The following is an 11,691-nucleotide window of genomic DNA, read 5'->3' as shown; positions in this document are numbered from 1 at the left end:
AGAAATACGCTAAAGTGACATAACCTGAGAACATTAAGTAATCAACCGATGCACCACCAATTTCATCTGGATTTTTCATCGCTTTAGCGCCAATCATCGTCGTAAGATCATGCCATTCTTTCGCGTAAGCCATGATAGGTTGAATGAACTCAGCCATCTCTGCATTGTCGATATTTTCTTGACAAAAAACGCTTACATCTTTAGCAAATGGCTTTAATACTTCACCTTGAGTACCGATAATTTTACGCGCAAGTAAATCTAATGCCTGAATACCAGTAGTACCTTCATATAAACAACTAATTTTGGTATCACGCATTAATTGTTCCATGCCCCACTCTTTGATAAAGCCATGACCACCGAAAATTTGCACACCATGGCTGGTACATTCAAAACCTAATTCAGAAAGGAAAGCTTTTGCGATGGGTGTTAATAACGCCAGCTTAGTTTCTGCATCAGCTTTAACCAACGCATCTTTTTCAGCATGACCAATATCAACAAGTTGTGCGAGATATGACACAAGTGCACGACCGCCCTCTGCAATTGATTTCTGTGTTAGCAACATTCTACGTACATCAGGGTGAACAATAATGGGATCAGCTGGTCCATCAGGATTTTTTACACCACTGATCGAACGCATTTGTAAGCGATCTTTAGCATAGGCTAGTGCCCCTTGAAATGACGCTTCAGCAGCGGCAACACCTTCACTTGCTACACCAATACGGGCTGCATTCATAAAGGTAAACATACATTTAAGACCACGGTTAGGCTCACCAATTAAATGACCTTTAGCGCTATCAAAATTGATCACACATGTCGCATTACCATTGATACCCATTTTATGTTCGATTGAACCACAGTTTACGCCATTTCTATCTGCGATAGTGCCATCATCATTAACATTAAACTTAGGTACAATAAATAAAGAAATGCCTTTGTTACCTTCTGGTGCACCAGGGATACGGGCAATAACAATATGAACAATGTTATCAGACAAATCATGCTCACCAGCTGAGATAAAAATTTTCGTACCCGTTAAAGAGTAACTGCCGTCTTCATTTAATTCTGCTTTGGTGCGCAACATGCCTAAATCAGTTCCACAATGCGGCTCTGTTAAACACATAGTACCTGTCCAGTTGCCTTCGACAAGTTTTGGCATAAACTGTTGTTTTTGAGTTGCTGTACCGTGCGCTTCAATCGTAGCTAATGCACCATGGCTTAAGCCTGGGTACATCGCAAAACTATGGTTTGCACTTGAGAATAGCTCAGCAATACTAATATTAAGAGAGTGTGGTAAACCTTGGCCACCAAACTCTTCCGACTGAGATAGTGTCGGCCAACCACCTTCAACATATTGTTGATACGCTTCTTTAAAACCAGCTGGTGTGGTGACATCGCCATCAACCCACTTACACCCTTCGGCATCACCGTTGGCATTGATTGGGGCTAACACGTTTTCGGCAAACTTAGCCGCTTCTGAGAAGATGGCTTCAACCATATCTGGCGTCGCATCCGTAAAACCCAAATCAGCATAGTGCTTTTCGTAGCCTAATAATTCATTCATCACGAACAAGGCTTCTTTCTGAGGGGCCTTAAAATATTCCATACTCTTTAACTCTCTTTCTTAAAAATCTTTTTTGCTCGAAGCTAGATGCTCGAAACTCTTAGCTCACAACGGCTATTAATAAACTTCAAACAATCCAGCTGCACCCATACCGCCACCAATACACATAGTACAGACTACATATTTAGCACCACGACGCTTACCTTCGATAAGTGCATGACCTACCATACGTGCGCCACTCATGCCGTAAGGGTGACCAACAGAGATAGCTCCGCCGTTTACGTTTAGAATGTCATCGTTAATGCCTAGTTTGTCGCGGCAATATAATACTTGCACGGCAAATGCTTCGTTAAGCTCCCACAAACCGATATCGTTCATGGTTAAACCATGTTGCTTAAGCAATTTTGGAATGGCGAAAACCGGGCCAATGCCCATTTCGTCTGGTTCACAACCTGCAACAGCAATACCACGGTATGCGCCAAGAGGTGTTAGGTTTTGTTGCTCGGCGAGTTTGCTGTTCATGATTACGCTGGCAGATGCACCATCCGATAACTGACTGGCGTTACCGGCAGTGATAACACCGCCTTCGATAACGGGTTTTAAACCTTGTAAACCTTCTAGAGTAGTTTCTGCGCGGTTACCTTCATCTTTGGTTAACGTCACTTCTTGGAAAGACTCTTCTTTGGTTTCGCGATCAACAATCACTTTCGTTGCTGTTACCGGCACAATTTCATCATCAAACTTACCCGCAGCTTGAGCAGCAGCGGTACGCATTTGACTGCGATATCCATATTCATCTTGTACATCACGGCTAATACCGTAACGCGCTGCCACTACTTCAGCCGTTTGTAACATAGGCATGTAGATATTTTTGTGCATTTTTGCCAAAGCAGGATCCACCATACGGTGAGTATTCATAGCTTTGTTTTGCACTAAACTGATTGAATCTAGACCACCCGCTACCATCACTGGTACGTTGTCGGTGATAACATGTTTAGCGGCCGTGGCGATAGCGTACATACCTGAGCTACACTGACGGTCTAAGGTCATGCCCGAAACTGAAGTCGGTAAACCACCGGCAAGACCAGCTAAACGACCGATATTCATGCCGCCACTACCTTGAGTAAGCGCGCTGCCCATAATCACGTCGTCAACACTTGCGGGATCGATACCAGACTTTTCTACTGCGGCGCGGATAGCATGACCACCTAAACTTGGCGCTTCTAAGTTATTAAATGCACCTTTGTAGGCACGGCCAATGGGGGTTCTTGCGGTTGATACAATAACTGCTTCATTCATAATAATTCTCTCTAAAATTTTCTATAATTTGTAAGTGTAATAGGCAAACTGGCTAACTATAAGTCAGCGAATCGTTTACCTTGTTCAGCTAATTTTTTCAATAGTGGCGCTGGTTCGAACCAGTTTTTACCATGTTCACCCAACTCATCACGATATTTACACATAGCGTCATAAACGGTTTTTAAACCAATTTCATCGGCGTATTGCATAGGGCCACCACGGTATACAGGGAATCCATAACCGTAGACATAAATCACGTCAATATCGCTAGATTTAGCGGCGATGCCTTCTTCTAAAATCAAAGCCCCTTCATTGATCAAAGGAAAAATAATACGTTCGACTATTTCTTGATCGCTGATGTCCCTTTGGGTTACACCTAAACGCGCGGCTTCACTTTTAGCTAACTCAAGTACGCTGGGATCTGGAATAGGTTTACGGCTACCTGCTTCGTATAAATACGCACCTTTGCCTACTTTTAAGCCTACTCGACCTTGTTCAACTAGTTTGTCGGCCAAAATACAATAACTAGGGTCGTGTTTAATAAATTCGCGGCGTGATTCACGCACAAAAGCACCAATATCTTGCCCTGCCATATCACCCATAGTGAAAGGCCCCATAGGCATACCAAAGTCGTAGATAACTTTATCGATATTCTCTGGCGTACCACCTTCAAGCATCATGCGGTTTGCTTCACGGCCATAAGATTCAATCATGCGGTTACCCACAAAACCAAAACAAACCCCTACCAAAACGGCAACCTTGTTGATTTTCTTGGCCATTTTCATGGTGGTTTTAATCACATCAGGCGAAGTTTTGCTAGTTTTCACCACTTCAAGTAGTTTCATCACGTTGGCAGGACTAAAGAAATGCAAACCAATCACGTCTTCTGGGCGATTAGTGGCTTCACCAATCTCGTCAATGTCTAGCGTTGAAGTATTAGAAGCTAAAATAGCACCTGGCTTACACACGGCATCCAGTGATTTAAATACTTCTTGTTTCACCGACATTTTTTCAAATACCGCTTCAATCACCAAGTCCACATTGCTTAACGAAGCGTATTCAGTGGAGCCTGTTAATAAGGCCATTCTGTCTTCCACTTGCTCGGCAGTTAACTTGCCTTTTTTAGCTGAGTTTTCGTAATTTTTACGAATAAGCGCCAAACCTTTGTCTAAAGCTTCTTGTTTCAGCTCTAGCATAATTACCGGAATACCCGCATTGGCAAAATTCATGGCGATACCGCCACCCATAGTGCCTGCACCGATTATACCCACTTGTTTGATATCACGTACTGGGGTGTCTTTAGTAAAATCTTTTACGTGGGATGCGGCGCGTTCAGCAAAGAAAAAATGCTGCTGGGCGCGGGCTTCTTTGGAACGCATACACTCCATAAATAACTCACCTTCCCGCACTAAACCTTGGGCGAAAGGTAGCTCAACTGACGCTTCAACGGCTTGAATACAACGCTCAGGAGCAAAAAAGCCGCGAGCTTTAACCGCTAAACCCTGGCGATACTGGGCAAACAATTCTTTAGGTGCGGTGCTGGCATCAATGTTCACATCACAGGTTTTGCGCACTTTGCTGCCATCGGCAATCACTTTATCGCAAAAAGCCATGGCACTGCTTAATAATGTTTCAGGGCTATCTACCACAACATCAAATACACCCGCTAGCTTTTTAGCCGCAACTGGACGACCGGATACAATCATATCCAAAGCTTTTTGCACACCGGCTAAACGCGGTAGGCGTTGAGTACCACCAGCGCCAGGTAAAATACCTAGGTTTACTTCAGGCAAGCCCACTTTATTAGAGGCAAAGGTCACGCGATAATGACAAGACAGCGCCACTTCTAATCCGCCACCAAATGCAGGGCCGTTTAACACCGCCACCACTGGCTTAGGAGAGTTTTCAATCACATCCAATACTGCGGGTAAATTAGGCTCTAAGTCACCACCAGAAAATTCGCTGATATCCGCGCCGCCAGAGAACAAACTCTGTTTAGATGAAATAACAATCAACTCAACAGAATCATCAGCAATAGCGGTATTTAAGTGTTCGATAAGTCCGACTCGAACAGATTTTGACAATGCATTAACAGGTGGGTTTTGCATCCAAAGCGCCGCAACATTATGTGCGGTAGGGGTTTTAATTAGTTCATAGCTTACTGCTTGTGATTCAACTTGGCTCATGTAGACCTCTTACCAGCTTAATAGTAGCAGCAGATTCTAGGCCACCGGCCCCAATCATTCTAATTTATTGATTTTATACTGCAGAATAAGCTGTTGTTATTAGTATAGGCCTTTATTTTTTAGTATCTATTCACTAAATAGATGGTCTTGCATTAGTCTGGGCAAGTTGACTTTTCGTAGCTCTTTTGGTGTTCTAGATCACAATTATTTTACATTGCCATGACATCGAGAGAGCGCAAATGAAGTTTTTGACTACACCTGAACATTGTTTCGAACAACTTGCGGACTATCCTTACCCACCACATTTTTTAGAGGTTGATGACACTGAAGGTGGCGCGTTAAAACTTCACTATATTGATGCAGGCCCAAAAAACGGCGATGTTGTATTAATGCTGCACGGTGAGCCGAGTTGGAGTTATTTATATCGTAAGATGATTGATCCTGTGGTGGCAGCAGGTTATCGCGTTATTGCACCCGATTTAATAGGTTTTGGTAAATCCGACAAACCCACAAAGCGCAGTGATTATACTTACCAAAGGCACCTTGATTGGCTGCGCCAAGTGATGATTCAGCTGGAATTAAAAGATATCACCTTAGTGTGCCAAGATTGGGGCGGATTATTGGGGTTACGCTTAGTCGCCGAACATGCAGATTTGTTTGCACGGGTTTTAGCCGCCAACACTATGCTACCCACAGGCGATCATGGCGCTAGCGAAGCCTTTATGAATTGGCAGAAGTTTTCACAAGAAGTCGACGTATTTCCGGTAGCGGGCATTATTAAAGGTAGCACAGTAACCACTTTAAGTGCTGAGGTATTAGCCGCTTACGATGCGCCTTTTCCCGATGAAAGCTATAAAGCCGGCGCAAGGCAGTTTCCTTTGCTCGTCCCTACTACACCAGACAACCCAGCGAGCGAAGCCAATAGGCATGCGTGGCAAGCACTGCAACAATTTACTAAGCCTTTCATCACTGCTTTCAGTGATTCAGATCCCGTGACCGCAGGCGGTGACAAAATCATGCAAAAGCTTATTCCAGGATGTGCGGGGCAAGCCCATACCACCATTGCACAAGGTGGGCATTTTTTGCAGGAAGAACAAGGCGAAAAACTGGCTGAAGTTTTACTCACCTTTATGAGCACTAACCCAATTTAAGTTTTAATTAGAAAAATAACAGGAACGATTTTGATGGATGAGTTATTAGATTTTACCGGTAAAGTGGCATTAATCACCGGCGCGGGCGGCGGATTTGGCCGTTTGTTAGCCCAAGGGCTGGCAAAACGTGGCTGTAAATTGGTGATAAGCGATATCAATCAAGCTAACTTAGATGCAACGCTGGCCTCGTTACCGGATCAAAACAACGCCATTTCGATGTTATGTGATGTGTCCAAAGAGCAAGATTGCAAAAATATGGTCGATGCCGCTTTAGCGAAATTTGGTCGAGTAGACATTGGTGTTAACAATGCCGGCATTGCCCATAACATGACACCTTTACATCAACTTACCGAAGACACCTTGCATAGTCAGTTTAACGTCAATGTTAACGGTGTTTTATTTGGCATGAAGTATCAAATTGAAGCCATGTTAAAACAAGGCGAAGGCCACGTACTGAATATTAGCTCCTTAGCTGGACTAGGTGGCGCACCAAAAGGTGGCGCCTACGCCGCCGCCAAACATGCCGTAGTAGGCTTAACCAAAACCGCCGCCGTTGAATATGCCCGAAAAGGCGTGCGCTGCAATGCCATTTGCCCATTTTATAGCCCAACCGCTATTTTAGGTGACTTTGCGTCAGAAGATGGCCAAGCACAACTAGCCCGAGGCACACCTATCAAACGCTTATCTGACCCACAAGAAGTAGTGAATACCATGCTACTGATTTTGTCGCCAGGTAACTCATATATGACAGGACAAACCATAGCCATAGATGGCGGCGTAACGGCTTGGTAAAAAGCAATTAAAGAATAATTAACCGCAGAGGGCACAGAGAAAAGATGATTTTGTCTTAACAATATTTACCTCTGGCAGCGAAGCGCTCTGTGAACTCTGTGGTTAAACGCTTTTAAAATATTAATAATAAATAAAAAACAAACAGTTAATTTAGAGGAAAAAATATGCAAGCTTTGATGATGAATTCACAATTGATGATTTCTTCAATTTTACGTCATGCAGATAGAAACCATCCCGATACTGAGATTGTTTCGGTTACTGCTGATAACCCAAGACATAGACACACCTTCAAGGACTTTGCTAATCGTAGCCGCCAGTTAGCGAATGCACTGGCAGAGTTAGGGGCTAAATTTGGCGATCGTATCGGGACATTGGCTTGGAATGACTATCGCCATTTAGAACTTTATTATGGGGTGTCTGGCAGTGGCATGGTATGCCATACCATCAATCCTAAATTGTATCCTGAACAAGTGAATTACATTATTAATCACGCAGAAGACAAATTCATTTTTGTGGATTTGTTAGTCGTGCCTTTAATGGAAGCGTTAAAAGAGCATCTTCCAAAAGTTGAAGGTTACATCATTTTAACCGATGAAGCCCATATGCCTGAAACAACATTACCTAACGTGATGTGTTACGAAACCCTTATTGGCAAGCAGTCAACCTCATTCGAGTGGCCTGAATTTGACGAAAACACCGCCAGTGGTATGTGCTACACATCAGGTACTACGGGGAATCCCAAAGGTGTGGTCTATAGTCACCGCTCAACTGTGTTGCATGCCTTAGGTGGTAGCCTGCCAGATGTGTCGTGCGCATCTTACAAAGAAACAACCTTACCAATAGTACCCATGTTCCATGTGAACGCCTGGGGTGCTCCTTACGCATCTATGATGGTGGGCTCAAAAATGGTGATGCCTGGGCCTAAAATGGGTGATGGTGAGACCTTACAAAACCTTATAGAAACAGAACAGGTGACCTCTAGCGCGGGTGTCCCAACTATCTGGTTAGCATTATTAGACTACCTAGATAAATCGGGAAAATCCGTGCCATCATTTACACGCGCCAGCGTAGGGGGTGCCGCATGTCCTCGTACTATCATCGAGCGTTTTAAACAAAAGCATGGCGTGGAAGTGATCCAAGGCTGGGGCATGACCGAAACCAGCCCACTTGGTACCACCTTTTGCAGAAAGCCTGGCATGGAAGATTTGTCTGAAGAAGAATTAATAGACTTGCAGTGCCTACAAGGTCGCGGCGTATTTGGTATTGAAATGCGCATCGTGGATGATAACAACGAAGAACTCCCTTGGGATGGCGTCGCTTTCGGTGCCCTTAAAGTACGTGGGCCTTGGGTAGCCAGTGGTTATTATGGTTTATCACAAGAGCCTGGTTCAGAAGGATGCCCAGTTGATGAAAAAGGTTGGTTCGATACCGGTGATGTGGCCATTATTACCCCTCAAGGTTATTTACAAATTACCGATCGCACTAAAGATGTGATTAAAACCGGTGGTGAGTGGGTCAGCTCCATAGAAATTGAAAATGCCGCCATGAGTCATCCAGATATCGCTGAATCAGCAGCCATTGGACGTTACCATCCAAGATGGACAGAACGCCCATTATTAGTTGCAGTTCGCGTGGCGGGCAGCAATGTCACTACCGAGCAGATATTAGACTTTATGAAAGAAAAACTTCACAAAATGGCAGTACCAGATGATGTTGTGTTTGTAGATGAACTCCCTCATACCGCAACCGGTAAACTAAACAAGCTGGCGATACGTAAGTCCTTAGAAGATTACGAGTTTCCAGTAAAATAGTGACCTATCAAACATACCTAAGCGCGCTCTGCGCTTAGGTATATATCCCTATTTGTATACTATGCTTGCCACGCTCCTTGCCGCCAATACACATTTATTAACCTTTTAAATATTGCATTTTTTAAGGATTTAATTAAGGTGCGCCTCCTAGAATTTATTCACTATAAAAACAATTCCAGGGAAACAATATGAACCTTAAACACTTGTGTTTATGGCTAACGCTAAGTTTAACTTTTTCAGTGACTAGCTTTGCTAAAGAAACCGCCTACCGACTATCACCTTCTATTCAACCTAGCTTTCAGCAAATCACCTTAAAGGTGGATCCAGACAGCCCTACATTTAGTGGTGAAACAGCCATTAAACTGGATGTGACTAAGGCCACCGACACTATTGGTTTTTACCAAAAAGACCTTAATATTCAACAAGCTTATCTTGCTAACGGGGACACACGTATACCACTTACTGTTACATCCCATGAATACGATATACAACAGGGCAAAGCCGCACAAAAAATTGCAGCCAACACTTACACTTTGCACATAATATTTGACGGCAAAATCAATACCTCTTCAGATGGTATGTATTTGTCAAAGTTTGAAGAGCGCAACTATGTGTTCACCCAATTCGAAGATATGCACGCCCGTAAAGCCTTCCCTACTTTTGATGAGCCAGCCTTTAAAATCCCTTATCAATTGACCATCATATCGCCAGAAAAACATACGGTTTTATCTAATACTATTGTTAAAAACCGTACCGTTAAAGACGGCTGGCAAACCGTTGAGTTTAATAAAACCAAACCTATGCCTACTTACATCATCGCATTAGCTGTGGGTGAACTGGACTCATACGACATTCCAAACCTAAGTGTACCCGGCAAAATTTACACCCCTAAAGGTAAAGCCCAGCGCACTAAGTTTGCCGCTAAGCACACCGCTGCTATCTTAAAAAACCTTGAAACTTATTTTGGTTCAGCTTACCCCTTCGAAAAACTCGATTTTGTGGCTGTACCTAACTTCACTCATGGTGCAATGGAAAATGCAGGTCTGGTAACCTACCGCAGCAGCTTGTTAGAACTTGAAGACGAGCCGCGTTTAGCCGAACAAAGCAGCACACTTAACGTTATCGCCCACGAACTGGCCCACATGTGGTACGGCAACTTAGTGACTATGGCATGGTGGGATGACTTATGGCTTAACGAAGCCTTTGCCTCTTGGATGGCCAGTAAAGTGATGATGGACTTATACCCTGAGCAAAACTTCAAAGGCCGTTTAGTGCAAGAAGGTGCCTTTGGCGCCGACGCCAGCCCAACAGTTAAACCTGTTAAAAAAGTAGTCAAAAGCCAAACTGACGTAATGGACGGACTTGGCTTAAATTACAGTAAAGGCGAGTCAATCCTGCAACTGATTGAATCTATGGTGGGCGAGACGGCGTTTCAAAAGGCCGTGCAGACGTACATGAAAAACAATGCGTGGAGCAATGCCGAGGCCGGTGACTTGTGGAAAGTGCTCTCCTCAGTAGCTGATTTCGACGTGCCCGCCATGATGAAGACTTACCTAGAACAACCTAGCTACCCTTTAGTCGAATTTGCTAAAAATGGCGAAATTAGCCAGTCTCGTTACCATTTACAAGGGGCGAAAGTAGCCGATCAAACATGGGTTGTCCCCCTTGCCATTAGCTATAAGAAAAACGGCAAAGTGGCGCGTACTAACTTATTTTTAAACAGTAAAAAGACCTTAGTGAGCGAATTGGCCGAAGCAGACTGGATTTTCCCCAATGATAACGCTATGGGATATATGCGCTGGAAAGTCTCAGCCCAGCAATTGTCTGCCCTTCTCGCCGATATATCTGTTCTTAATGCCCGTGAGAAAAAATCTTTGCTGTATAACACCGAAGCCTTGTTCTCAGCCGGTGAAATTGAATTGAACCAAGTGATGGCTGTGTTAGATGCCTTAGCAGATGACAGCGACCCTATGATTGGCCGAGCCGTAGTGGCCACCTTGAATCAATTTTTATACCTAGTCGACAAAGACAACGAAGCCATGTTTGGACAGTTTGTAGCGAAAAAACTTTCACCTTGGTTTGAACGACTAGGGATAGAAGATAAAGCCCATGACTCCACAGACACAACCCGCTTACGTGGCTCGGTTTACGGCATGTTAAGCCGTTATGCCAACACAGCTCAAGTAGAAAAAATCAGCACCGAACTAGCCAACCAATATTTGGCCGACCCTACTAGCGTGCCAAGAAGCATCGCTACTAGAGCGCTACGTAATATGGCGCGATTTAGTCAACAAGACTGGTTTACTAAACTGAAAGACTTTTATATAAAGAATACTGACGCCAATACCCGTGGTACTGTTAGCCGCTCTATGGTGTTTACCGATGCAGCCAATATAACCAAAACCTTAGACTTCGCACTGTCGGAACACGTTAGTCCAGCCAATGCCATTACCAATGTGTATGTGGCTAAAAGTGATTTAGATGACCAAACTTTGTTTTACGCTTGGTTAGACAAAAACTTTGTGGCTTTGACTAAAAAAATGCCTGATTATCATATCGCCAGAATGCCTGAGTACTTTTCAACTTCGTGCAACGCAGATAACGTAAAATTAGCCCAAACATTCTATGCTGATAAAAAAGACAACTTTGAAGGTATGGCCCGAAGCTACGAAATTGCAATACACTCCGCAAAACAGTGTATATCTTTAAAACAAGCTAATCAGGCCAGTTTTAATCAGTATTTGAAGCTTGCAACAAGCCACTAATACGCATTTATTTTGAACCATGGATAACATAAAAGCCGACTTTTCTGTCGGCTTTTATGTTCAAACTTTTAACAAATTTCTTATCTTATACGGATTGATATTAGTATACTCATGGTCTCAACGATT

Annotated in this window: 7 protein-coding genes; 4 read left to right on the top strand and 3 right to left on the bottom strand. The window is 43.6% G+C overall.

All coding sequences use genetic code 11. The annotated features are described in order from the left end of the window. The 3 genes from Q0688_RS25810 to Q0688_RS25800 form a co-directional block, all read right to left on the bottom strand. Positions 1–1,603 (bottom strand): acyl-CoA dehydrogenase family protein (locus tag Q0688_RS25810; protein WP_299084370.1); only part of this gene is annotated, 1,603 nt, incomplete at its 3' end. Positions 1,604–1,678: 75 nt separating this feature from the next. Beyond that, complete coding sequence (locus Q0688_RS25805; protein WP_299084366.1) at positions 1,679–2,860, bottom strand: acetyl-CoA C-acyltransferase; 1,182 nt, start codon at positions 2,858–2,860, stop codon at positions 1,679–1,681. A gap of 56 nt (positions 2,861–2,916) precedes the next feature. Beyond that, on the bottom strand, positions 2,917–5,046 hold the full coding sequence (locus tag Q0688_RS25800; protein WP_299084363.1) for a 3-hydroxyacyl-CoA dehydrogenase NAD-binding domain-containing protein: 2,130 nt from the start codon (positions 5,044–5,046) through the stop codon (positions 2,917–2,919). 239 nt (positions 5,047–5,285) lie between these two features. On the opposite strand from Q0688_RS25800, the gene Q0688_RS25795 reads away from it, so the two are divergent. The 4 genes from Q0688_RS25795 (at position 5,286) to Q0688_RS25780 (ending at position 11,565) form a co-directional block, all read left to right on the top strand. Continuing rightward, positions 5,286–6,197: a haloalkane dehalogenase gene (locus Q0688_RS25795; RefSeq protein ID WP_299084360.1), complete on the top strand. Its 912-nt coding sequence runs from the start codon at positions 5,286–5,288 to the stop codon at positions 6,195–6,197. A gap of 33 nt (positions 6,198–6,230) precedes the next feature. Then, positions 6,231–6,989, top strand: a complete 759-nt coding sequence (locus Q0688_RS25790; protein ID WP_299084357.1) for an SDR family NAD(P)-dependent oxidoreductase — start codon at positions 6,231–6,233, stop codon at positions 6,987–6,989. A gap of 164 nt (positions 6,990–7,153) precedes the next feature. After that, the gene (locus tag Q0688_RS25785; RefSeq protein ID WP_299084352.1) at positions 7,154–8,800 is read left to right on the top strand and encodes a long-chain-fatty-acid--CoA ligase; all 1,647 of its coding nucleotides are present in this window, start codon (positions 7,154–7,156) and stop codon (positions 8,798–8,800) included. Positions 8,801–8,988: 188 nt separating this feature from the next. Continuing rightward, positions 8,989–11,565 (top strand): M1 family metallopeptidase, encoded by a 2,577-nt coding sequence (locus Q0688_RS25780; RefSeq protein WP_299084348.1) that lies wholly within the window; start codon positions 8,989–8,991, stop codon positions 11,563–11,565. The last annotated feature ends 126 nt before the right edge of the window (positions 11,566–11,691 follow it).

This window comes from uncultured Paraglaciecola sp. (assembly GCF_937123705.1).
In the GTDB taxonomy this organism is placed as follows: domain Bacteria; phylum Pseudomonadota; class Gammaproteobacteria; order Enterobacterales; family Alteromonadaceae; genus Paraglaciecola.
This window is presented reverse-complemented; position numbering and strand designations above follow the sequence as displayed.